The organism is Pseudoduganella sp. GCM10020061 (assembly GCF_042683405.1).
Classification (GTDB): domain Bacteria; phylum Pseudomonadota; class Gammaproteobacteria; order Burkholderiales; family Burkholderiaceae_D; genus Telluria.
This window is the reverse complement of record NZ_JBHUJS010000003.1, coordinates 188099-211251: the sequence shown is the minus strand read 5'-3', so window position 1 is coordinate 211251 and position 23153 is coordinate 188099. Positions and strand designations below refer to the sequence as shown.

24 protein-coding genes and 1 tRNA gene are annotated in these 23153 nt (G+C 63.6%); 11 read left to right on the top strand and 14 right to left on the bottom strand.

The features are described from left to right. Nucleotides 1-89: 89 nt before the first annotated feature. The 7 genes from ACFSQR_RS08415 to ACFSQR_RS08385 form a co-directional block, all read right to left on the bottom strand. On the bottom strand, nucleotides 90-503 hold the full coding sequence (locus ACFSQR_RS08415; protein WP_377729254.1) for a T6SS amidase immunity protein Tai4 family protein: 414 nt from the start codon (nucleotides 501-503) through the stop codon (nucleotides 90-92). Continuing rightward, a complete protein-coding gene (locus tag ACFSQR_RS08410; protein WP_377729253.1) occupies nucleotides 500-1000 on the bottom strand; it encodes a type VI secretion system amidase effector protein Tae4 in 501 nt (166 codons plus the stop codon). The genes ACFSQR_RS08415 and ACFSQR_RS08410 overlap by 4 nt, the downstream gene beginning before the upstream one ends. Before the next feature lie 410 nt (nucleotides 1001-1410). Continuing rightward, nucleotides 1411-1486, bottom strand: a tRNA-Lys gene (locus ACFSQR_RS08405). A 127-nt stretch (nucleotides 1487-1613) separates the two neighbouring features. Then, the gene (locus ACFSQR_RS08400) at nucleotides 1614-2060 is read right to left on the bottom strand and encodes a hypothetical protein (protein ID WP_377729252.1); all 447 of its coding nucleotides are present in this window, start codon (nucleotides 2058-2060) and stop codon (nucleotides 1614-1616) included. 74 nt (nucleotides 2061-2134) lie between these two features. Then, complete coding sequence (locus ACFSQR_RS08395; RefSeq protein WP_377729251.1) at nucleotides 2135-3949, bottom strand: GspE/PulE family protein; 1815 nt, start codon at nucleotides 3947-3949, stop codon at nucleotides 2135-2137. A 15-nt stretch (nucleotides 3950-3964) separates the two neighbouring features. Further along, nucleotides 3965-4744 (bottom strand): spermidine synthase, encoded by a 780-nt coding sequence (locus ACFSQR_RS08390; protein WP_377729250.1) that lies wholly within the window; start codon nucleotides 4742-4744, stop codon nucleotides 3965-3967. A 126-nt stretch (nucleotides 4745-4870) separates the two neighbouring features. Then, complete coding sequence (locus ACFSQR_RS08385) at nucleotides 4871-5380, bottom strand: glycine zipper 2TM domain-containing protein (RefSeq protein WP_377729248.1); 510 nt, start codon at nucleotides 5378-5380, stop codon at nucleotides 4871-4873. Nucleotides 5381-5706: 326 nt separating this feature from the next. On the opposite strand from ACFSQR_RS08385, the gene ACFSQR_RS08380 reads away from it, so the two are divergent. From ACFSQR_RS08380 to ACFSQR_RS08360, 5 genes are all read left to right on the top strand, one after another. Continuing rightward, nucleotides 5707-6105 carry a barstar family protein gene (locus ACFSQR_RS08380; protein WP_377729246.1) on the top strand — a complete coding sequence of 133 codons (399 nt, stop codon included), beginning with the start codon at nucleotides 5707-5709 and terminating at the stop codon, nucleotides 6103-6105. A 121-nt stretch (nucleotides 6106-6226) separates the two neighbouring features. Then, nucleotides 6227-6835, top strand: a complete 609-nt coding sequence (gene purN, locus ACFSQR_RS08375; RefSeq protein ID WP_377729245.1) for a phosphoribosylglycinamide formyltransferase — start codon at nucleotides 6227-6229, stop codon at nucleotides 6833-6835. An 8-nt stretch (nucleotides 6836-6843) separates the two neighbouring features. Further along, on the top strand, nucleotides 6844-8133 hold the full coding sequence (locus tag ACFSQR_RS08370; protein ID WP_377729244.1) for an RsmB/NOP family class I SAM-dependent RNA methyltransferase: 1290 nt from the start codon (nucleotides 6844-6846) through the stop codon (nucleotides 8131-8133). 141 nt (nucleotides 8134-8274) lie between these two features. Then, a complete protein-coding gene (locus tag ACFSQR_RS08365; RefSeq protein WP_377729243.1) occupies nucleotides 8275-9600 on the top strand; it encodes a mechanosensitive ion channel family protein in 1326 nt (441 codons plus the stop codon). Between the two features lie 77 nt (nucleotides 9601-9677). Further along, nucleotides 9678-10928 (top strand): fatty acid desaturase, encoded by a 1251-nt coding sequence (locus ACFSQR_RS08360; protein ID WP_377729950.1) that lies wholly within the window; start codon nucleotides 9678-9680, stop codon nucleotides 10926-10928. Nucleotides 10929-11052: 124 nt separating this feature from the next. On the opposite strand, the gene ACFSQR_RS08355 is transcribed toward ACFSQR_RS08360, so the two are convergent. From ACFSQR_RS08355 to ACFSQR_RS08330, 6 genes are all read right to left on the bottom strand, one after another. Further along, the gene (locus tag ACFSQR_RS08355; RefSeq protein WP_377729241.1) at nucleotides 11053-12720 is read right to left on the bottom strand and encodes a DUF418 domain-containing protein; all 1668 of its coding nucleotides are present in this window, start codon (nucleotides 12718-12720) and stop codon (nucleotides 11053-11055) included. 173 nt (nucleotides 12721-12893) lie between these two features. Next, nucleotides 12894-14525: a DUF418 domain-containing protein gene (locus tag ACFSQR_RS08350; RefSeq protein WP_377729240.1), complete on the bottom strand. Its 1632-nt coding sequence runs from the start codon at nucleotides 14523-14525 to the stop codon at nucleotides 12894-12896. 162 nt (nucleotides 14526-14687) lie between these two features. Next, complete coding sequence (rpmG, locus tag ACFSQR_RS08345) at nucleotides 14688-14855, bottom strand: 50S ribosomal protein L33 (protein ID WP_005665735.1); 168 nt, start codon at nucleotides 14853-14855, stop codon at nucleotides 14688-14690. A gap of 16 nt (nucleotides 14856-14871) precedes the next feature. After that, the gene (rpmB, locus tag ACFSQR_RS08340) at nucleotides 14872-15108 is read right to left on the bottom strand and encodes a 50S ribosomal protein L28 (RefSeq protein WP_312548065.1); all 237 of its coding nucleotides are present in this window, start codon (nucleotides 15106-15108) and stop codon (nucleotides 14872-14874) included. A 184-nt stretch (nucleotides 15109-15292) separates the two neighbouring features. Further along, on the bottom strand, nucleotides 15293-15967 hold the full coding sequence (gene radC, locus ACFSQR_RS08335; RefSeq protein ID WP_377729239.1) for a DNA repair protein RadC: 675 nt from the start codon (nucleotides 15965-15967) through the stop codon (nucleotides 15293-15295). A 115-nt stretch (nucleotides 15968-16082) separates the two neighbouring features. After that, complete coding sequence (locus ACFSQR_RS08330) at nucleotides 16083-16613, bottom strand: hypothetical protein (protein ID WP_377729238.1); 531 nt, start codon at nucleotides 16611-16613, stop codon at nucleotides 16083-16085. On the opposite strand from ACFSQR_RS08330, the gene ACFSQR_RS08325 reads away from it, so the two are divergent. The 6 genes from ACFSQR_RS08325 to ACFSQR_RS08300 all read left to right on the top strand — a co-directional run bounded on the left by ACFSQR_RS08325 (nucleotide 16605) and on the right by ACFSQR_RS08300 (nucleotide 21881). Next, complete coding sequence (locus tag ACFSQR_RS08325; RefSeq protein WP_377729237.1) at nucleotides 16605-17060, top strand: peptidylprolyl isomerase; 456 nt, start codon at nucleotides 16605-16607, stop codon at nucleotides 17058-17060. The genes ACFSQR_RS08330 and ACFSQR_RS08325 overlap by 9 nt on opposite strands. Before the next feature lie 17 nt (nucleotides 17061-17077). Further along, the gene (ispH, locus tag ACFSQR_RS08320) at nucleotides 17078-18019 is read left to right on the top strand and encodes a 4-hydroxy-3-methylbut-2-enyl diphosphate reductase (RefSeq protein ID WP_377729236.1); all 942 of its coding nucleotides are present in this window, start codon (nucleotides 17078-17080) and stop codon (nucleotides 18017-18019) included. Between the two features lie 200 nt (nucleotides 18020-18219). Beyond that, complete coding sequence (locus ACFSQR_RS08315; RefSeq protein ID WP_377729235.1) at nucleotides 18220-19149, top strand: branched-chain amino acid ABC transporter permease; 930 nt, start codon at nucleotides 18220-18222, stop codon at nucleotides 19147-19149. Nucleotides 19150-19161: 12 nt separating this feature from the next. Beyond that, complete coding sequence (locus tag ACFSQR_RS08310; protein WP_377729234.1) at nucleotides 19162-20379, top strand: ABC transporter ATP-binding protein; 1218 nt, start codon at nucleotides 19162-19164, stop codon at nucleotides 20377-20379. A gap of 9 nt (nucleotides 20380-20388) precedes the next feature. Then, nucleotides 20389-21162, top strand: coding sequence for an ABC transporter ATP-binding protein (locus ACFSQR_RS08305; protein ID WP_377729233.1), 774 nt, complete (start codon nucleotides 20389-20391; stop codon nucleotides 21160-21162). Continuing rightward, nucleotides 21159-21881, top strand: a complete 723-nt coding sequence (locus ACFSQR_RS08300; RefSeq protein ID WP_377729232.1) for an ABC transporter ATP-binding protein — start codon at nucleotides 21159-21161, stop codon at nucleotides 21879-21881. Before ACFSQR_RS08305 ends, ACFSQR_RS08300 begins: the two co-directional genes overlap by 4 nt. Before the next feature lie 15 nt (nucleotides 21882-21896). Here the strand turns inward: ACFSQR_RS08300 and chrA are convergent, their stop codons facing one another. Beyond that, the gene (gene chrA / locus ACFSQR_RS08295; RefSeq protein WP_377729231.1) at nucleotides 21897-23084 is read right to left on the bottom strand and encodes a chromate efflux transporter; all 1188 of its coding nucleotides are present in this window, start codon (nucleotides 23082-23084) and stop codon (nucleotides 21897-21899) included. Nucleotides 23085-23153 lie beyond the last annotated feature (69 nt).

Genomic DNA, 23153 nt, shown 5'->3' with positions numbered 1-23153 from the left:
TCGATGGCGCTGCGCCAGGTCCGGTGTGGCGCGAAGATCTGGCGCAAGAAGCGAAAGTCCGCCTGGTCCTTGCCAGTCTCCGTGGGGAATCATTTTCTTTGAACCGAAGAGGGAGCAACCACAACGCGGCTCGCTAGCATGTTCAGTTCCTTGCTGTGGTAAAGGTCAAGGCATTTCAGCAAGTCGAACTTCGTTCCGTTGTTATCGCCAATCGGATTACGATAGCTGCGCTTTGTGTAGGTGTTGATCAGCCGGTTAATCTGGTCTGGCGCTGAGTCAGCGTCATAGCTGGTCCATTCGACCAGCGCACGCGCGGTGCCCGCAGCGTCCGCTGCGGCGTGGTCCTGGTGCGCGTAGACTCGGGAAATACAGACCGCCAGTACCATGTCCTTGAAGTTGGAATCGTTGCGCCTCACGGCGGCGGTCGGCGTTAATGGATCGGCCGAGGCAGCCGCAGCGGTTAAAAAAAGTGAGTGGCCAAGCAGGGCAAGTAGAGACTTCATGGGAGAGCCCAAAAACTGGCACGTTCAGTGCGATAGTTGGCACCCGGCTCATTGAAGTAGCAGTGATCGTAGCAAGTGGCCCCATTCCATAGGGTGGCGTGCCCGTTTGCGTCCTGCCATCCTTTTACTTCAAATAAGATAATTCCTTGTCTTTTATCGAGCTTAGATTCTTTTGATTCTGGGAACGGCAACACAAGGTCCGGCTTTCCCCATGCGTGGTTAAGGAAGTCGATGACATCCCGCACCCGGAAGAAGTAGGCTCGCTTGTCGGCGCCTGAAACCGTCTTGCCTCGGATTTTTGGGATCACGACCCCAGAGTAATTCAGCGCGTAGCTCAACCGAAGTGCACAGGTGTTGGTCCATCCATGCGGTGGGGTGAGGTTGATGTTCTTCGCGACCGATCCGCCGATCAGATTGGCGACTTTTTGACTTTGATTGATGGGCGCGACGATGCGTCGGGCCGCAGTCCATGCGGATTGAAAAGTAGGACGATTCATTTCGACTCCCCGTGTCGGAAGTTGAAAGCCTATCGAATCCGGCGTAGGAAGATTTGGCGAAGCACAATGCCACTCTGAATTTCTATTTGAGAGAGTGCCTATGTCACCAGATGACGCTTCCGCGCCCGTTTTCGTCAAAATGAGATTCAGCGGCGAATGAGCACGATCAAATCTTAGGCGAGTGCGCTTGCTTAGGGTTGGTGCCGTTTAGCGACAAAGCCTGACGTTGCGTTGAGTGGCGCGCCCGCGACGGGGCCACATCGAGTTTTCCAGTCCGTTCTTGGCGATCACTGAAACGCTGCCAACTCAGCAACCTGCGATCCATGGCCGGCACAGGAGCTAGTGCCAAACAATAGTGCAGAAACAAAAAAGGAGTCACGATTGCTCGTGACTCCTTCTCTGCTTATTCGTGGTAGGCCGTGCGGGATTCGAACCTGCGACCAACGGATTAAAAGTCCGCTGCTCTACCAGCTGAGCTAACGACCCGAAAGAGGCAGCATTATAGCGTGGGATTTTGTTTTGCGCTAGAGGCAATGTCCGCAGATCACGCATCGCGCGAACTTGCAGTCGAGACAACTTCACTTCAACGCGCCGGTACGTCCACGGGTGACGTTCAAGGAGTCTCTCGCTGATTATCCATTGGATCCCGGGGACGCTGTTGCTCGAACTCGGCCGCTGAAGAAAAAATCGGGTCTGGGCCAACGAGTCTTGCCTTCAGCGACGCCGCATAGACGAGAAGTGCTCCAAGCGCCGCCATCCCCATACCGATGGCCAGCACAAACATTGAACAAAGGAGAAAGGTCTCGGCATTTTGGATCGCCGGCACCATCCATACCGCTGTAGCGAGAATCGCGCTCACAACAACGAGTTTGAGCAACCATCCCAGTGCGAACCATGTCTTGCGGCGGTAGTATGAGCTCAGCCGTTCCCCGTCCTGGGGAAAAGGCCCCTGCCAAGCGAAGGCAATACGTGCAGCGGTCGAGTTGGGGTTGCGTCGTAACGCACGCAGGACAACCCAGATGACCGTGTAGAACAAGAGGATGGCGATGCCAGGGAGCATAAGGGAGTCCTGTGTTCGATCATCCGTTGCAGTTGCTTACTTTGGTGTGAGACTGCGTTCGCAGGAACGACATCTCAGTTAGAAAGGGCGGCGGTGACTTTGAGGACTTCGTCGCAGGTGGTCGTGCCTTCGATGATCTTGAGGGCGCCGGCGATGCGCAGCGGCTTCATGCCGTCGGCCACTGCCTGCTGGCGCAGCGCCTGGATGTCGGTCTCCTCGTCGATCAGTTTGATGAAGTCTTCGCTCAGCGCGAGCAGTTCGTAGATGCCGGTGCGGCCGCGGTAGCCGGTCTGGCGGCACTCGGGGCAGCCGATCGGGCGGTAGACGGATGCGGGCTTCGGGAGCTTCCACGCGCCGCCGATGCCGGCCCACACTTCGTCGCTCACGGTGCCGTCCGGCGATTTGCAGTGCACGCACAAGGTGCGCACGAGGCGCTGGGCCATGATGCCGATGATGGTCGATTCGAGCAGGTAGTACGGCACGCCCAGCTCCAGCAGGCGCATGATCGCCGATGGCGAATCGTTGGTGTGCAGCGTGGAGAGCACGAGGTGGCCGGTCAGCGCAGCCTGGATGGCCATTTCGGCGGTGGCCAGGTCGCGGATCTCGCCGACCATGATGATGTCCGGGTCCTGCCGCATCAGCGCCTTGACGCCGTCGGCGAACGAGAGGTCGATGCCCGGATGGACCTGCATCTGGTTGAACGAGGCCTCCACCATTTCGATCGGGTCCTCGACCGTGCACACGTTCACTTCGGACGTCGCCAGCGCCTTGAGCGTGGTGTAGAGCGTGGTGGTCTTGCCCGAGCCGGTCGGGCCGGTGACGAGGATGATGCCGTGCGGGCGCGAGGTCAGGCTGTCCCAGCGCGCCGCGTCGTCGGGCGGGAAGCCCAGTTCCGGCAGGGTCTTGACCACGACTTCGGGGTCGAAGATGCGCATCACGAGCTTTTCGCCGAACGCAGTCGGCATGGTCGACAGGCGCAGTTCGACTTCCTGGCCGGAGTTGGTGCGGGTCTTGATGCGGCCATCCTGCGGGCGGCGCTTTTCGATCACGTCCATGCGGCCCAGCAGCTTGATGCGCGCGGTCATCGCGATCATCACCACCGCGGGAACCTGGTAGACCTGGTGCAGCACGCCATCGATGCGGAAGCGGATCGCGGCGATCTCGCGCTTCGGTTCCAGGTGGATGTCGGAGGCGCGCTGCTCGAACGCGTACTGCCACAGCCAGTCGACGATGTTGACGATGTGCTGGTCGTTGGCGTCGAGCTGCTTGTTGGTCTTGCCCAGTTCGACCAGCTGTTCGAAGTTGTTGCGCAGGGCGAGGTCCTGGCCGCTCGACTTGTTGGCGCTTTTGATGGACTTGGCGAGGCTGAAGAACTGCGAGATGTATTGGGAGATGTCGAGCGGGTTCGCGATCGTCATCTCCACCTTGCGGCGCGAGACCTTCTCGATTTCGCCCACCCATTCGGTCGCAAACGGGTCAGCCGTCGCCACCGTCAGCGTGGACGAGGTCAGGTCGAGCGGGAGGATGTTAAAGCGTGCCGCGTACCCGGCCGACATCACGTCGGCCACCTTGGTGAAGTCGATGCGCAGCGGGTCGATGCGCACGAAGGGCAGCGAGACCTTCGCCGCGAACCACTCGCTCAGCACGTCGAGCGTGAGCAGGCGGTGCGGGGCGAGGGCGGAGGTGAGCTTGCACTGGGCGACCGCGGTGAGCGGATGCATGGAGCCGACCGCGTTGCGCAGGATGCCCTGGGCCTGCGCGAAGTTGGCCTTGACGTTGGCCTTCTCGACGATGCCGTCGGCCAGCAGCCACGAAAAGATGGTCTGCAGGTCGAGCGCGGGGCGCGCGCTGCGCGAGGTGCGGGTGGGCGTTGCCGGGTCGGTCCTCAATGCGTTCTCCTGTCGCTAGCTGGCCTGCATGCCGCGCACCCACGACTTGGCGGGAAGCTTGGTGGCGGTCTGGATCGCCGCCGCCCGTTCCTTCAGGCTTGGGTAGTCCAGCGTGGGGCGGGTCTTGAAGCAAATCGCGACAACATTACCATCATGCACTTCGGGCAGGCAAATGACGTGGTCAAAGGCATGCTTCATTGCCTTGATGTTCTTGGAGTACGAAGGGTGGTCGCCAAACAGGTTGACGGTCATGATGCCGTTGTCCGTCAGGCAGGCATTGCAGGCCGCGTAGAACTCGGCGGTGTCGAGCACGGGGCCGCGCGCGGTGGCGTCGTACAGGTCGCACTGCAGCACGTCGAAGCGCCCGTGGTTGGCCGCGTCGTTGACGAATTCGAGCGCATCCATTTCCAGCACCTGCAGGCGCGCGTCGTTCGGCGGCAGCTTGAACATCGCGTAGCAGATGTTGATCACCGACTCGTTCAGTTCGACGGCGGTGACAGTGGCTTCAGGAAACGTCTTGTAACAAAACTTGGTGAGCGCGGCGGTGCCGAGGCCCAGCTGGGCGATCTGCCGGGGCTCGCTGATGAACAGCATCCAGGCCATCATCTGCTGCGCGTACTCGAGCTCCAGCCAGTCGGGCTTGCGGATGCGCATGGCGCCTTGCACCCATTCGGTGCCGAAGTGGAGGTAGCGCACGCCGTCCTGTTCGGACAAGGTGACCGGGGCGAATTTGGCCTTGCGCGTGGGGGCGCGCGAGGATTCTTCTTTTTCGATGGATTTACGTTTGATTAGCATGGCGCATTATCCGTTGCGGAAATCGCCGGAGGCAAGCGCTAATGCGGACACCCCCCGCGGAAGCGGGGGCGTGCTGGGCTGACTTGGGGCGCGCTCAGTATGGTCCCCGCTTTCGCGGGGACGACGTTAGCGGTCGACCGGTTCGACGGAGACGCGCACGCGCAGGCGCTGGCCCGGATCGTACGACATGGTGCTGGTGTAGCTCTGGCCACGGTAGTCGTAGGTGACGTCGTAGCCCACGGTGCGGGTTTCGTACGCGTCGACCATGCGGCACTGGCGCACTGCCTGCTCCTGCACACCGCCCCGCGGCGCATTCTGGTTCGACACGCGGTCGCCGATCACGGTGCCGGCAATCGCGCCGGCGGCCGTCGCCGCCACGCGGCCGCTGCCGTCGCCCACCTGGTTGCCCAACACGGCGCCTGCGATACCGCCAATGATCGAACCGGCCGGCGAACGCTGCGGCTGCACAGGCACCTGGACGTACTCGGTGCGGCACTCCTCGCGGGGACGGCTGATCTGTTCCATGCGTGGCTGCACGCGCGTGACGCGCGCGGTGTCTTCGAACTCGACCGCCTGGGCCGCCGGCAGGGCGGCAAGGGCGAGGGCGGATGCAATCAGTTTTGCTGGCAGGTTCATATAAAGCCTCATGTTTGATGGTGGTGGCGCCGGGCGCGACATCTTCCAGCCAATAGTAATACTGTCATCACTCCGCCAAGCCCTTCTCATGGCAACAAAATGTAACAGCAGCGCGACGCCCCTTGACCTCCCAAACGCACGGCAAAAGATTCGATATGCCAGCTTTTAGTAGATATTTCCATAAATCCTGCGTGGAAAATCACATTCGGGTTGATTCCCATACCACAAACCGTTACCCTACTACATTGGAATGCAATATTGGCGCTTAGCAACGCTTACCGGGAAGGGTACGGAAAATCGAAGCTGATCAGGTCACCGAGGCAAAAATGAGTCTGTTTTTCACTGTGCCGCCTAACGTGGTGCAATCCATCCGTGCTTTCCGCGTTGCGGAACTGCAGGAGGAAGCAGCGCGCCTTGGACAGCACTTCCTGTATGCCCACTGCGCCAAGGCGCTGACCAAGCAGCAGGTATGCCAGTGCATCGGTGAATCGTTCCATTTTACCAAGCCGGCCAGCAAGAATTTCGACGCGCTCAAGCAAACCATCACGGACACCGTCTACAAGGCTGGTCCGCAACCCGGTTTCATCGTCGTGATCGAGCAGCTGCCCAACACCCAGAAGTTCGACAAGGAAGCACGCGAGACGCTGCTCGACGTGTTTCGCGACGCGGCCGACTACTGGGCCGACAAGAAAGTCCCGTTCCGCGTCTTCTACTCGTTCGAGTAAGCCGGGCAGGGACTGTTCCTCTGCGGTCCGTCCGCCGGCTTTCGTCTGAATCCATTTGTCAGTACAACAAAGGCCGGCGACAGTCCCGTCGGGACAGTCCCCTCCGGTACAATGTCGGCCTATGAAAAATATCGTCATCCTGATTTCCGGGCGGGGCAGCAATATGGAAGCCATCGTGCGCGCCGCCCAGGCAGAGAAATGGCCGGCACGCATCGCAGCAGTCATCGCCAACAAGCCTGACGCTGGCGGCCTGGCCTTCGCGGCGCAGCACGGCATCCCTACCGCGGTCGTGTCGAACAAGGAATTCTCGACCCGCGAGGCGTTCGACGCCGAGCTGCAAAAGACCATCGACAAGTTCGCACCGGACCTGGTGGTGCTGGCCGGCTTCATGCGCATCCTCACGGCCGGATTTGTGGAACACTACGCGGGGCGGATGCTGAATATCCACCCCTCGCTGCTGCCGAAATTCCCCGGCCTGCACACGCACGAGCAGGCCCTCGAAGCGGGCGAGACGGAACACGGGGCGACGGTTCATTTCGTCACCGCGCAACTGGACCACGGCCCCGTGCTGGGGCAGGTAGCGGTGCCGGTACTGCCCGGCGATACGCCCGACTCGCTCGCCGCGCGCGTGCTGGTCGAAGAACACAAGCTGTACCCGCGCGTCGTGCGCCAGTTCGTTGAAGGCCATGTGGGCATCAACGAGGGCGTCGTGCGGATTAACGAACACTAAGGAACACCATGCGATTGCCACCAGCGATACTCGCCAATACCGAAGAGGTACTGCGCGAGGTACTGCGCTTTACCGCGCCTGCCGACACCACCCTGTCGCGCTATTTCAAGGACCACCCGCGCCTGGGCGGCCGCGAACGCGGCGCCGTTGCGGAAGCGGTCTACGCGGTCCTGCGCAACAAGACCTTCTTTACCGATTTCGCGGGCAGCAACGCGAGCATGCGTCGCCTTGCGCTGCTGGGCCTTGCCGAGGCGGTCGGCGCGGAAGCGATCGCCGGCATCTCGGACGAGGAGCGCGAGTTCCTGGGACGGATCAAGGACATCGACCGCACCCTGCTGCCGGCGCAGAAGCGCTCCAATATGCCGGAATGGCTGTACGAAAAGCTGGTCAAGCAGTTCGGACAGGAAGAAGCCGACATCCTGGCCGACTCGCTGAACAAGCCGGCCCCGCTGGACCTGCGCGTGAACGCGCTCAAGGCGGACCGCGACGATGTGATCGCGCAGCTGGCGCAGGCGCCGATCGCCGCCGAGCCGACCCCGTATTCGCCGCTCGGCCTGCGCGTGCTGAAGAAGCCCGCGCTGCAGAACCTCCCGCTGTTCAAGGAAGGCGCGATCGAGGTGCAGGACGAAGGCAGCCAGGTGCTGTCGCAGATCCTCGGCGCGCGCCGCGGCGAGATGGTGGTCGATTTCTGCGCGGGCGCGGGCGGCAAGACGCTGGCGCTGGGCGCCGCGATGCGCAACACCGGCCGCCTGTATGCGTTCGACGTGTCCGAGAAGCGCCTCGCCAAGCTCAAGCCGCGCCTCGCGCGGAGCGGCCTGTCGAACGTGCATCCGGTGCAGATCGCGCACGAGAAAGACGCCAAGATCAAGCGCCTGGCCGGCAAGATCGACCGCGTGCTGGTCGACGCGCCTTGCAGCGGCATGGGCACGCTGCGCCGCAACCCGGACGTGAAGTGGCGCCAGCCGCCCGAAGCGATCGCCGAGATGCATGAGAAGCAGGTCGCAATCCTCGACGGCGCCGCGCGCCTGCTCAAGGGCGGCGGCCGCCTGGTGTACGCCACCTGCTCGCTGCTGGAAGAAGAGAACGACGCCGTGGTGCAGGAGTTCCTGGCCTCGCATGCCGATTTCGAGCTGGTGCCGATGCACAAGGTGCTGGCCGAGCAAAAGATCGACCTCGAGATGGGCGACTACCTCAAGCTGCTGCCGCACAAGCACCAGACGGACGGCTTCTTCGCCGCGGTCCTCGAGCGCAAGAAGATGGCCAAGCCCGCCAAGGTAGAAACCCCGGAGGAAGAGTAAGCAAGGGAAGGGGACTGTCCCCAACGGGGACCGTCCCCTGCTTTTTTGGCGGATTCGCCTAATTCCTGACCAATTCCGCCAACTCAAACTAAAGAGCTGGGGACGGTCCCCTCCGGGGACAGTCCCCCTGAAAACAGACACATGCCGATTTCCAGCCTGCTGACCGACCTGCTCAACGACCTGAGAGACCCCGCCGTCCTGTGGCAAGCCGCCGTCATCGCCGCCTGCGTGATCGTCGGCTGGGGCCTGGCCCACCTGCTGCGCCGCGCCTGGCAGGAGCGTGAAGAACGCCTGACCGGCCATCCCGTGGTCAGGATCGTCGGCACGGAAAGCTTCGAGCGCGTACTCACGCCGGTGATGGTGCTCACCATGCTGGCCATCGCCCGCTTCTCGCTGGCCGGGATGATGAACGTGAGCCTGCTGCGCATCGCCATGCCGCTCGCGTCCTCGCTGGCGATCATCCGCTTCGCCTTCTACATGCTGCGCCGCGTATTCGCGCGCCATGGCCGCATCGGCGGCGCGCTGGTCACGTTCGAGCGCGTGTTCGCGCTGCTGGTGTGGATCGCGGTCGCACTGTACATATTGGGCGCGTGGCCCGACATCTTCCACTTCCTCGAATCGACCACCGTCCCGCTCGGGAAGAACGAGGCCTCGCTGGCCGCGATCTTCAAGGCGATCGTCTCGGTGGTGGTGCTCCTGATGTTGTCGCTGTGGGCCGGCGCAGCGCTGGAAGACCGCCTGATGAACGTCGAGGGCGTGCACCTGTCCCTGCGCGCGGCGGTGGCGCGCGTGAGCCGCGCGGTGCTTGTGGTGGTGTCTGTGCTCATGAGCCTGACCCTGGTCGGGATCGACCTGACCGTGCTGTCTGTTTTCGGCGGCGCGCTGGGCGTGGGCCTGGGCCTGGGCCTGCAGAAGATCGCCAGCAACTACGTGTCCGGCTTCGTGGTCCTGCTCGAACGCCGCCTGTCGATGGGCGACATGATCAAGGTCGACAAGTTCGACGGCCGCGTGGCGCAGATCAACACCCGCTACACCGTGCTGGCGGCGCTGGACGGCTCGGAGACCGTGGTCCCGAACGAAATGCTGATCGCGAACGCGGTCCAGAACTTCTCGCTGCCCGCGCGCCGCGTGCGCGTCGCCACCCAGCTGACGGTGGCCTACGACACCGACATCGACAAGCTGCTGCCCGCGCTGGGTGAAGCCTGCGTCGGCATCGAGCGCGTGCTGGCCGACCCGGCGCCCGGCGCGCTGGTGCTGCGCTTCGGCCCGGACGGCTTCGACCTGGAGGTGGGCATGTTCATCGCCGACCCGGAGGCAGGTTCCGGCGGCATCCTGTCGGAAGCGAACGTGCGCATCTGGCGCGTGCTGCAGGAGCAGGGCGTCAGCCTGCCTTACCCGACCCGCGACATCCGCATCGTCCAGGACCAGCGTCCAGCCAGCGAAACAGGGCATTTGGCAACCCAATAATGGTCCGACAACGGGCATGTAACATATGTACATTTAGGTGAGAATCCGAGCGGGCCGGTCCGGAACAAAGTAAAATGATGGTGTCGGTTGGCGAAAGAATCGCGTCCGGCCCTTCACAACTCCGGAGCAAAACTTTGTTAAACGCAGTCCTCGACTTCCTCAACACCGGTCTTACCAACCTCTCCGCCTGGCAAACGGTAGCGGTGACGCTCGTCCTGACGCACATCACCATTGCCAGTGTCACCATTTACCTGCACCGCCACCAGGCGCACCGTGCGCTGGAGCTGCACGCCATCCCGAGCCACTTCTTCCGCTTCTGGCTGTGGCTGACCACCGGCCAGGTCACCAAGGAATGGGCCGCGATCCACCGCAAGCACCACGCCAAGTGCGAAACCGAAGAAGACCCGCATAGCCCGGTCACCCGCGGCATCAAGAAAGTGCTGCTGGAAGGCGCCGAACTGTATCGCGCCGAATCGAAGAACAAGGAAACGCTGGAAAAGTACGGTCACGGCACGCCTGACGACTGGATCGAGCGCAACCTCTACACCAAATACAGCTGGCAGGGCGTCGCCGTCATGCTGATCCTCGACGTGCTGCTGTTTGGCGCCAAGGGCGTCACCGTCTGGGCCGTCCAGATGCTGTGGATCCCGATCACCGCGGCCGGCATCATCAACGGCATCGGCCACTTCTGGGGCTACCGCAACTACGATTGCGCCGACGCGGCGACCAACATCGTCCCTTGGGGCATCCTGATCGGCGGCGAAGAACTGCATAACAACCACCACACCTACGCGACGTCGGCCAAGCTGTCGAACAAATGGTACGAGTTCGATATCGGCTGGGGCTACATCCGCGCGATGGAGATCGTGGGCCTGGCCAAGGTGAAGAAAGTCGCGCCAAAGCCGACCTTCGCCGAAGCCAAGTCGGTGCCGGACCTCAGCACCCTGCAGTCCGTGATCGCCAACCGCTACGACGTGATGGCCAAGTACGCCAAGTCGGTCAAGCTGGCATGGCACGACGAAGTCGAGCACCTGAAGGAAAAGGCCAAGCTGGAGTCGCGCTTCCTGAAGAGCAGCCGCAAGCTGCTGCAGCGCGAGCCGGCCAAGCTGGAAAAGCCGCACCACGAACAGCTGTCCGAACTGTTCCAGCACTCCAAGGCGCTGGAAACGATGCACCACATGCGCGTCGAACTGTCCGTGATGTGGGAGCGCTCCACGCTGACCCGCGACCAGCTGCTGCACAAGCTGCAGGACTGGTGCGCCCGCGCCGAAGCCTCCGGCATCAAATCGCTGCAAGAGTTCTCGCTGCGCCTGCGCACCTACGCATAAGCAGCCGGGGACTGGTCCCCGATCTGTAGCTCGCATAGAAAATGGCTCCATTCGGAGCCGTTTTTTTTGGGGGGAGTGGAAGGGCTGCTTCTGGTTCCTGCCCACTCCGGACTGTCTCCGAACCTCAGTTTGGCAACGGAACCGCGGCAGCGGGCGTGCGGTCGATGCGCATCGCCGGCAGCTTCATGTAGGTGACGGCACGCCACAGCCACTCCAGCGGACCATAGCGGAAGTGCGACAGCCACCAGTGGCACAGCACCACCTGCACCGCGCAGATCGACAGCGCAACGCCAAGCTGCGCGGCGCGGCCCATGCCGAAATTGCCGAAGCCCCAGCCATAGAAGATCACCGCGCAGACCAGCGACTGCGTCAGGTAGTTGGTCAGCGCCATGCGGCCGAACGGCGCCAGCACGCGCACCTTCGAGAACCACGAATTGCTGTGCAGCGCGAGGATGACCAGGCTGGCATAGCCGATCGACGCCGGCAGGCTGCCCAGCATCAGCAGTCCGAACGCGAACTGGAAGCCGGTGTCGTTGACGCCCGCGATGTGCGACTTCGCCACCAGGCTGCCCAGCAAGCCTAGCCCGATGCCGAGCGGGATGCCCACCATCGCCAGCTTGCGGAACAGCGGCAGGTGCGAGCCGGTGTTGGCCATGACCCCCGAACGCACGAACCAGGTCCCGATCAGGAACACGCCCATGAGCACCATGCCGAAGCCGAGTTCGCGCGGCGGCCGCTTCAGGAACTGGCTGGCGCGCAGTGCGACGCCTTCCGCATAAGTGCCGGTGCTCACGACAACGGTGTCGCGGGCGATGCTATCGGCGCGCTGCTTGCGGTGCTTGGCCTGCTCTTCCTTCTGTTTGGCTTGCGCGGCCGCGGCTTCCTTCTCCGCGGCGGTTTGGGGCGCCTTCACCTGGGCCGCCGGCTGTCCTTCCGGCTGCGACAGGAAGTACTGTATGCCGGTGCCGACCGACATCAGGCCGAACACCAGCACCCACAGCACTGCGCCTGCGCGCAATGGACGCCTGGATGCCGGGTCCTGGTAGCGCTTGGCCAGCCAGCCGAGCAGGGACAGCACACCTGCGCCACCGAGCATCGGCACGGCGGCGCCTTGCGGACCGACCTTCAGCGCCAGCATCACGACCGCGGCTACCACGAGCAGGAAAGCCACAACGAAGGCCACCAGCGATACCGCCGGCAGGCCGAAACGGCGCGTGTCGTTGCGCAGGTAGAGGGCCACCAGTCCGGTCACCAGCAGGCTTGGCACCCCGGAGCCGTAGTCGTTCATGCCAGGGATCGCGGCGATGCAGCCGAGCAGGATGACGCCGCCCACGATCGTCTTCCAGCCGCCGTACATCGCGATGAGCAGGAACAGGGCCGCGACCGCGTAGCTGAACAGGATGTCGCCGCCCCATAGCAGGATGTGGTGCGCGGCGCCGAATACCGCCAGCGCAAAGATGCGCCGCAGATAAGGCTGGATGAAGGCGCGTCCCGCTTCCTCCGCGCGGGTCAGCATCACGGCGAAGCCCATGCCGAACAGCAGCGAGAACATGGTCCAGAATTTACCGGTGACGAAGTAGCCGGTGAAGAACGCGGCCACATAGTCGATGCCGGTCAGGCCCGGCGGCAGACCGGTGCCGACCGATAGCACCGAGCGGTTGAAGAAGTCGAGGTTCATCAGGCAGATGCCGATCAGGGCGAAGCCCCGCACGACGTCGAGCGCCTCGATCCGCTGGCCCGGGGGGAGGGGCGCGAGCGAAGCAGGCGAGGTGAGTGTTGCAGTGTCTTGCATTCCAGTCTCCCGTTTATCGATCTTGTTATGGAAGTGTCAATACTAGCGCGAGCGGGACGGACTGGGTGAAAAATGTGATGAATGACCTGTTTCGGGGTTCGAACTGCGTCGATGGGAATATGAAAAAAAGCCGCGCACTTGCGTGCGCGGCTTTCGTGGAAGCAGGTGACCGCTCAGCCGGCGGCCAGCGCCCCGGCGGCGGGCGCGCGTTCGGCGCGCATGGCGGGCAGCTTCAGGTAAGTCACGGCGCGCCACAGCCATTCGAGCGGGCCATAACGGAAGTACGACAGCCACACATGGCTCAACGCCACCAGCGACAGGCTGACCGACAGCGCCACCGCGAGCTGCGCGGCGCGTCCCATGCCCCACTGGCCCAGGCCGTAGCCGTAGAAGATCAGCGACATCACCAGCGACTGCATGACGTAGTTGGTCAGTGCCATGCGTCCGAACGGGGCCAGCAGGCGCACTTTGGACAGCAGCGACGAGCGGCTGTGGTACATGAGGACGATCAGGCTGGTGTAGCCGATCGAGGTCGGCAGGCTGCTCAGCAGGATCAGGCCGTTGGCGAACTGCCAGGCGCCGTGGTTGACGCCCGGGATGAGGGATGTGGCGATCGGGCTGCCGGCCAGGCCGGTCAGCAGGCCGAGCGGAATGCAGGTCATCGCGAGGCGGCGGAACAGCGGCAGGTGGGCCTTCGAGTTTTCCATCACGCCGGAACGGATGAACCAGACGCCAATCATGAAGGTGGCAAAGATACCCAGCGCGAAGCCGGTCTCGCGAAGCGGACGCGACACGAAATGCTCGGTGCGCACGGCGATCGCGTCAGCGTAGGTGCCGGTACTCACCGCGGCGGCATCCTTCTCGATGCGTTCGGCGCGCTTTTGCAGCGCGGCGGCCAGCGGCGCAGGAAGCGCAGCCGGCGGCGCCCCTGCGGCAGTTTCGGCCGCGGCCTTTCGCTCTTCCATGTACGTCATGGCGCCGGTAATCACCATGGTGCCGAACATCAGCGTCCACAGCAGGGCGCCCGCGCGCCATGGTCGCGAGGAGGCAGGCTGGTTGCGGCTCGTGACGATCGCACCCAGCAGCATCTGAATACCGTAAATGGTGACCGGGGTGCGCAGATCGGCTGCCAGCACGCCGGTGGCCATCAGCACGACGGCGAGCAGCGACAGCGCGGCGCCGGCCCAGAGGACCAACGCCACGCGCGGCAGGCCGGCGATGCGCTTATCGTCGCGCAGGAACATCGCGGTGAATGCGCAGTAGGCGAGGGTGCTCGCGGTCGGCTTGACCAGCGGCGCGGCGCCGTGCACGAAGAACAGCGCGCCGAACAGGCCGGCCAGCAGCACCGCGAACACCATCCAGTGCGCACGCAGCGCCAGCAGCAGGAAGGTGGCGGTCAGCGCATAGGTCAGGAGGATGTCGCCGCCCCAGATGAGGATATGGTGGAACGCGCCGAACGCGGCCAGGCCGAGAATCCTGCGCACATAAGGACCGGCGAACGGACGGCCCGTCTTTTCCGCGCGCGTCAGCATCACTGCGAAGCCCATGCCGAACAGCAGCGAGAACATGGTCCAGAACTTTCCGGTGACGAAGTAGCCGACAAACACCGCGGCCGCCAGGTCGATACCCGTCAGCCCGGGCGGAAAGCCGGTCTGCACCTCGTGGATCGAGCGGTTGAAGAACATGACGTTCATCAGGCAGATGCCCAGCAGGGCGAAACCGCGGATGACGTCGAGCGTCTCGATGCGCGGTCCGGCCAGGGGCGAAGCGGGGGCGTGTGCGTCCCCGGTGTGAGCGATACTCATGCAGGTCTCCCTTGGTTTTATTGTAAGTACCGGGATGTTATCGCAAAAAAACACGCCAATTGTCGCAAAGTCGTAAGACCCGGGGACTGTCCTCCGCCGCCGCAGGCAACAAAAAAGCCGCGCACTTTCGTGGGCGGCTTTTTCGGAAGAACGAAGACCGGATTACTTGATCTTGGTTTCTTTGTAGATCACGTGCTTACGTGCCTTCGGGTCGAATTTGGTGATTTCCATCTTCGCAGGCATCGTGCGCTTGTTCTTGGTCGTGGTGTAGAAGTGACCCGTACCAGCGGTCGATTCCAGCTTGATTTTGTCGCGGCCAGTTTTTGCCATGGTAATAGCTCCCTAATTAAACTTTTTCGCCACGGGCACGCATGTCGGCGAGCACGGCGTCGATGCCGAGCTTGTCGATGACGCGCAGGCCAGCGTTGGACAGACGCAGGGAGACCCAGCGGTTTTCAGATTCGACGAAGATACGACGGTTCTGCAGGTTTGGCAGGAAACGGCGTTTCGTTTTGTTGTTAGCGTGGGAGACGTTGTTGCCAACCATCGGACCCTTGCCAGTTACTTGGCAAACACGTGCCATAGCGCACTCCTTAGTTAAATCCAGAATTTGGAAAAACGAGAGTATAGCGCGAAAACCGACGAAATATCAATCACTTGCGAAAAACAATTGTGTCTTGCGTTATCTCGGAAGTTTAACATTTGCCGGGGACGTGCGCCACCGGCGAGTTCGGCCCGGTCTTTGGCCAGCGAACCGGCACGGATCACTACATCTGGCCGTGCTCGGCAAAGGAATGAACGTGTGACCCCGCTACAACGAAATGGTCGAGGATGCGCACGTCGACGAGCGCCAGCGCCTGCATCAGCGAACGGGTCAGCACCAGGTCGGCCTCGCTCGGCTCGGGCGAGCCGGATGGATGATTATGCGCCAGCATCACGCCCGCCGCGTTGTGGCCCAGTGCCGTCTTGACCACTTCGCGCGGATAGACGCTCGTATGGGTGAGGGTGCCGCGAAACATCTCCTCGCACGCGATCAGCCGGTTCTTGACGTCCAGGAACAACACATAGAAGGACTCCTGCCGCTGGCGGGCCAGTTGCAGCTTGAGGTAGTGCTTGACCGTGTCGGGCGAGCCGAGGGAGACGCCGGCTTTCAGTTCCTCCGCCGTGGTGCGCCGTGCGAGCTCCAGCACCGCGTGCAGTTGGGCGTACTTGGCAGGTCCCAGTCCTGGCACCGCGCAGAACTCGTCCAGCGAGGCGCAGAACAGCCGGTTGAGCGTGCCAAAATGTTCCAGCATCGCGCGCGCCAGTTCGACCGCGCTTTTTCCGGGCAGGCCAGTACGCAAGAAAATCGCCAGCAGTTCAGCATCCGATAGCGAGTGCGCGCCATTGGCGATCAAGCGTTCGCGGGGGCGCAGGTGCGCCGGCCAGTCTCCGATCCCCATTGCAACGTCTCCCGAACGTCCCGGCGAAAGGCGGGACTGATCGGGCGAGTGTGCGGGCTTTCGGCGCAGGGCGTCCTGCGCCCGCTCACTCATTCATACAAAAGGGATTGGGGGGTTACGTGGACTGGTACATTTCCACGGTCTGCAAGAACACTTCCTGATCGATGTAGGGGCCGATTTCAGACATCGGCAACCCAAAAAGCTTCTCGAAATCCTCTGCTCCGAGGATCGACTCGCAGCGTTGCGCAGTTTCTGCGTGGACCTTGTTCACCTGGTTCAGGTATTCCGAAGGCCCTATGCGTTGCTTTGCCAGGTCGTCTGCGAGCCTGGCCTGGGTCTGTTGCAGCACCAGCTGTTCGGACTCTACCTGGGCAAGCTTTTCTTCATCGTAGTCCGGGCCGAGAAACGCTTCTGTCATCGCCACGAACTCTTCATGCCGAACGTCCATTCCTTCATCTCCCTTGTCGCCTTGGTATGTGGCAAAAAAAGTTGGGGAAGTCATTTCGGGGTGCATTTCAATATACGCCACTCCACGGGTGGACGCGATTCCTAATCCGTTGGTGCGGCGGATCGTGGTGGAATGACAGTGGTTTGCGGGGTGCATTACAATGGCGGTTTGTCCGTTCCAGGCATCGCCATGTCCCACGCTACTCCATCCGTTGTCAACGAATCATCCTACCTGACGCTGCACTACCGCCTCGCTTCCAGCGACGGTAAAGACATCGTCACGACCTTCAACGACAATCCGGCCACCTTGATGATGGGCCAGGGCCAGCTCGCCCCGTTCCTGGAAGCGAAGCTGATCGGCATGGAAGAGGGCACGCATCGCACCTTCGAGCTGGCGCCGGGCGAAGGTTTCGGCGACCGCAACCCGGAGCTGGTGCAGGCCGTGTCGCGCGCGACGCTGGACGAGAACTCGGCGCCGGACGCGGACTACCAGATCGGCGACCTGGTCGAATTCGCGGCGCCGAAAGGCGGGCGCTTCGCCGGCGTGCTTCGCGAACTGCGGGAGCACGATGCCGTCTTCGATTTCAACCACCCCCTCGCCGGCCAGCCGCTGGTCTTCGAGGTGAAGCTCATCTCCGTCCTGTAACCGGAACCTGTCAGAACATGGAAAACGAAATCCTCCTGGCCCAGCCGCGCGGCTTTTGCGCCGGCGTGGACCGCGCGATCGAAATCGTCGAGCGCGCGCTCAAGCAGTTCGGCGCGCCGATCTACGTGCGCCACGAGATCGTGCACAACGCCTACGTGGTCGCCGACCTGCGCGCCAAGGGCGCGATTTTCATCGACGAGCTGGAAGATGTCCCGCCCGGGAACACCGTGGTGTTCTCCGCGCACGGCGTGTCCAAGGCGGTGCGCGCGGAAGCGGAGCAGCGCGGCCTGTCCGTGTTCGACGCGACCTGCCCGCTGGTCACCAAGGTGCACGTCGAAGTCGCCAAGATGATGAAGCTGGGCGCGGAGATCATTATGATCGGCCACCAGGGCCACCCCGAGGTCGAGGGCACCATGGGCCAGGCAGAAGGCGGCGGCATCCACCTGGTGGAAACCGTGCAGGACGTGGAGAAGCTGCTGGTCGCAAATCCCGATATGGTGGCGTACGTGTCGCAGACCACGCTGTCGGTGGACGACACGGCCGACATCATCGCCGCGCTCAAGCACCGCTTCCCGAACATCATCGAACCGAAGAAGGGCGACATCTGCTACGCCACCACCAACCGCCAGCAGGCCGTCAAGTTCATGGCGCCGCAGGTGGACCTGGTGATCGTGGTGGGCAGCCCGAACAGCTCCAACTCCAACCGCCTGCGCGAAGTGGCCGAAAAGATGGGCACGCGCGCGTTCATGGTCGATAACGCGGGACAAATCGATCCGGTGTGGCTGGAAGGGACGGCGCGCATCGGCGTCACTGCGGGCGCGTCGGCGCCGGAGGTGCTGGTCAATGCCGTCATCGACCGCCTGAAGGAGCTGGGTGCGCGCAGCGTGCGCACGCTGGAAGGCGTCGAGGAAAACGTCACGTTCCCGCTGCCGAAAGGCCTCGACAAAGACGCAGCTTGAAAGGGCAGGGGACTGTCCCCGCCGGCGCCAAGGCGGCAGTATCGTCCCCCGATTTTTAGCCTGCGATACCGATAACGGACACTAAAAAGCTGGGGACGGTACTGCCGCCTTGGCGCCTGCGGGGACAGTCCCCCAACACAAAAGCTGGGGACGGTCCCCTGCGGGGACAGTCCCCAACCCCCACATAACAAGAAGAGACGATGGATACATTTATCCAGCAGATTTTGAATGGGCTGGTGCTAGGCAGCATGTACGCACTGGTCGCACTCGGCTACACCATGGTCTACGGTGTGCTCAACCTGATCAACTTCGCGCATGGCGAGGTCCTGATGATCGGGGCGATGGTCGGCCTGACCATCGTCAACCTGCTCAACCAATACTTCCCCGGCCTGCCCGGCTACGCGATGCTGCTGATCGCGATACTCGGCGCGATTCCGGTGACCATGCTGGTCAACGTGGTCATCGAGCGGGTGGCGTACCGCCGCCTGCGCAACGCGCCGCGCCTGGCCCCGCTGATCACGGCGATCGGCGTGTCGATCCTGCTGCAGACTTTCGCGATGATGATCTGGGGCCGCAGCCCGCTGGCCTTCCCGCAGCTGCTGTCGTCCGAACCGATCGAGATCGGCGGCGCGGTGATCTCGCAGACCCAGGTGCTGCTGCTGGCGCTGGCCGCCTTCTCGATGATGGGCCTGGCCTGGCTGGTCGAGCGCACGAAGATCGGCCGCGCCATGCGCGCCACCGCCGAGAACCCGCGCGTGGCCGGCCTGATGGGCATCGATTCAAATAAAGTGATCGTGATGACCTTCGTGATCGGCGCGGCGCTGGCCGCCGTCGCCGGCGTGATGTGGGGCGCCAACTATTCCTCGATCCAGTTCGCGATGGGCTTCATGCCGGGACTGAAGGCGTTCTGCGCCGCGGTGCTGGGCGGGATCGGCAACATCTACGGCGCGATGATCGGCGGGCTCGCGCTCGGCATCATCGAGGCGCTGGGCGCCGGCTACATCGGCGACCTGACCGGCGGCTTCCTCGGCAGCCACTACCAGGACATCTTCGCGTTCATCGTGCTGATCGTCGTTCTGACGATCCGCCCGTCCGGCATCATGGGCGAGCGCGTGGCGGACCGCGCGTAAGGGGAATACATCATGGCTCTGCTCAGTTTCGACACCGACCACAATCCGCGCAAGGCGTACGTCAGCATGGGCGTCACGCTCGTGCTGCTGCTGATCTTCCCGTTCTTTGCTTCCCAGTTCGGCAATTCCTGGGTGCGCATCATCGACATGGCGCTGCTGTACATCATGCTGGCGCTGGGGCTGAACATCGTGGTCGGCCTGGCCGGCCTGCTGGACCTGGGCTACATCGCGTTCTTCGCGGTGGGCGCCTATATGGCCGGCCTGTTCTGCTCACCGCAGTTCGCGATGCTGCTTGAATCCGTCCTTTACAACTACCCCGCGCTGGGCGAATGGCTGGTGTCCGTGTTCGGCGAGGAGATCCAGGCCAACGGCATCCACCTGTCAGTGTGGATGATCGTGCCGTTCGCAGCGCTGGTGGCGGGCTTCATGGGCGCGCTGCTGGGCGCGCCGACGCTCAAGCTGCGCGGCGACTACCTGGCGATCGTCACGCTCGGTTTCGGCGAGATCATCCGCATCTTCATGAACAACCTGAACGACCCGATCAACTTCACCAACGGGCCGCAGGGCATCAACATGATCGACCCGATCCGCATCTTCGGCGTGTCGCTGGCCGGCGAGGAAGGCTCGGGCGGCATCGTCAACGTGTTCGGCTACCAGATGCCGTCGGTGAACGCGTACTACTTCCTGTTCCTGTTCCTGTGCATCGCCATCATCTTCGTCACGGCGCGCCTGCAGCACTCGCGCCTGGGCCGCGCCTGGGTGGCGATCCGCGAGGACGAGATCGCGGCCAAGGCCATGGGCATCAACACCCGCAACGTCAAGCTGCTCGCTTTCACCATGGGCGCCTCGTTCGGCGGCGTGGCGGGCGCGATGTTCGGCGCGTTCCAGGGCTTCGTGTCGCCGGAATCGTTCTCGCTGATGGAATCGATCGCCGTGCTGGCGATGGTGGTCCTGGGCGGCATCGGCCACATTCCCGGCGTGGTGCTGGGCGGCGTGCTGCTTGCGGCGCTGCCGGAAGTGCTGCGCCACGTGGTCGAACCGCTGCAGAACGCCATCTTCGGCAAGGTCGTCATCGAGGCGGAAGTGCTGCGCCAGCTGCTGTACGGCCTGGCGATGGTGTGCATCATGCTGTACCGCCCGGCGGGCCTGTGGCCGGCGCCGCGCCACGAGGACCGTCCCGACCCGGACATCGACAAGCCCGAGCATGCGTCCGGCGTCAAGGCAGCGTGAGGAACGAACATGAGTGACCAGGTACTACTGAACATCGCCGGCGTGAACAAGCGCTTCGGCGGCCTGCAGGCGCTGACCGATGTCGGCATCACGATCATGAAGGGCCAGATCTACGGCCTGATCGGTCCGAACGGCGCGGGCAAGACCACCTTTTTCAACGTGATCACCGGCCTGTACCAGCCCGACAGCGGCACCTTCGAGCTGGCCGGCAAGCCGTACTCGCCGTCGGCGCCGCATGAAGTGGCCAAGGCCGGCATCGCGCGCACCTTCCAGAACATCCGCCTGTTCGGCGAGATGACCGCGCTCGAGAACGTGATGGTCGGGCGTCATGTGCGCACGCACCAGGGCGTGTTCGGCGCGATCTTCCGCCACAAGGCCGCTCGCGAGGAAGAGAAGGCGATCCGCGTGCGCGCGCAGGAGCTGCTCGACTTCGTCGGCATCGGCGCCTACGCCAAGCGCACCGCCAAATTTCTGTCCTACGGCGACCAGCGCCGCCTCGAGATCGCGCGCGCGCTCGCCACCGATCCGCAACTGCTGGCGCTGGACGAACCGGCGGCCGGCATGAACGCCACCGAAAAGCTCGCGCTGCGCGAACTGCTGGTCAAGATCAAGGCGGAAGGGCGCACCGTGCTGCTGATCGAGCACGACGTCAAGCTGATGATGGGCCTGTGCGACCGCATCACCGTACTCGAATACGGCAAGCCGATCGCCGAGGGCCTGCCGGCCGAGATCCAGAAGAACCCTGCAGTGATCGAAGCGTACCTGGGAGGCGCACACGCATGAGCGAGAACATCCTCAAGGTATCCGGCCTCAAGGTCGCGTACGGCGGCATCAAGGCCGTCAAGGGCATCGACCTGGAAGTGAACAAGGGCGAGCTGGTGACGCTGATCGGCGCGAACGGCGCGGGCAAGACCACCACGCTCAAGGCCATCACCAACACGCTGCCCGCCTGCCGGGTCGAGGGCGAGATCACCTATATGGGTTCGCCGCTGAAGAACGTGAAGTCGTTCCAGCTGGTCGAGCGCAAGCTGGCCATGGTGCCGGAAGGGCGCGGCGTGTTCACCCGCATGTCGATCCACGAGAACATGCTGATGGGCGCGTTCACGCGCAAGGACAAGGCGGGCATCGATGCCGATATCGAGAAGTGGTACGGCGTGTTCCCGCGCCTGAAGGAACGCAGCGCGCAGCTGGCCGGCACCCTGTCCGGCGGCGAGCAGCAGATGCTGGCGATGGCGCGCGCGCTGATGTGCCACCCGGAGCTGCTGTTGCTGGACGAGCCGTCGATGGGCCTGTCGCCGATCATGGTGGAGAAGATCTTCGAGGTGATCCGCAACGTGTCGGCGCAGGGCATCACGATCCTGCTGGTGGAGCAGAACGCCAAGCTGGCGCTGGAAGCGGCGCACCGCGGCTATGTGATGGATTCGGGCTCGCTGATCATGACCGGCGCCGCGCAGGACATGCTGCACGACCCGCGCGTCAAGGCCGCCTACCTCGGCGAATAAAGGAGGGGGCTGTCCCTACGTTACCGCGGACATTCCCCATCCTGCGAGCGCGCAGGCGATGACGACCGCCAGAGGCGGCACCCGCCCCGTCAGCAGCAGCGCAAATCCCGCCATCGCAATCGCGATATCGGTTCCCGACCTGATCGCCCCCGTCCACAGCGGATCGTAGAGCGCCGCCGCCAGGATCCCGACCACCGCAGCACTCGCCCCCGCCATCGCCTTGCGGATCGCGTCGCGCTGCTGCACCGACTGCCAGAACGGCAGCACGCCCGCCACCAGCAGGATCCCCGGCGCGAAGATGGCGAGCAGCCCCGCCACGCCTCCAATCCATCCCTGCATCACCGCGCCCAGGTAGGCCGAGAACGCGAACATCGGCCCCGGCACCGCCTGCGTCGCGCCATACCCGGCGAGGAACGCTTCTTCGCTGACCCATCCGGGGGCGACGACGCTTGCGTGCAGGGCCGGCAGCATCACGTGCCCGCCGCCGAAGATGATCGCGCCTGATTGATAGAACTCGCCGACCAGCTTGAGCATGCCGTTGCCGGTCGCCGCGCCCAGCGCGGGCAGCACGGCCAGCAGCGCCGCGAACACCAGCAGCAGGATGGCCCCGGTGCGCTTGCCGATCCCGTATTCGAGCGGCGCGCCGGCCGGCAGGTGGTGGAGCTTGAGGAAGGCGATGGCGAGCACGCAGCCGGACAGGATCGCGGCGAATTGTCCGGCGGTCGATGGCATCGCGGCGACGATGAGCGTGGCGGCGACCGCGATGGCGGCGCGCGGCAGGTCCGGGCACAGCGTGCGCGCCATGCCGAGCACCGCATACGCGACGATGGCGACCGCCGCCAGCTTCAGGCCATGCACGGCGCCCGAGGCCGCGACGGTCGCGCCGGCGCCGATGCCGAGCGCGAACAGGACCAGGAGCAGGGCGGACGGCAGCGTGAACGCGGTCCACGCAGCGAACGCGCCGCCAAGGCGCGCGCGGCCAAGGCCCAGCACGAAGCCGATCTGGCTGGTCGCGGGGCCGGGCAGGAACTGGCACAGCGCCACCAGGTCGGAGAACTGCTTGTCGTCGACCCAGGCGCGGCGCTCGACGAATTCGGTGCGGAAGTGCGCCAGGTGCGATGCAGGCCCGCCGAACGAGGTCAGGCCGAGCTTGAGGAAGGCGGTGAATACTTCGGCGACGGTGCCGGGCGTGGGGGCGGACATGCCGGCATTATAGGGGGAGGGGGATTGCCCACGGCGGCGCGGGGCGGACCCCAAAAACAAAAAAGGCCG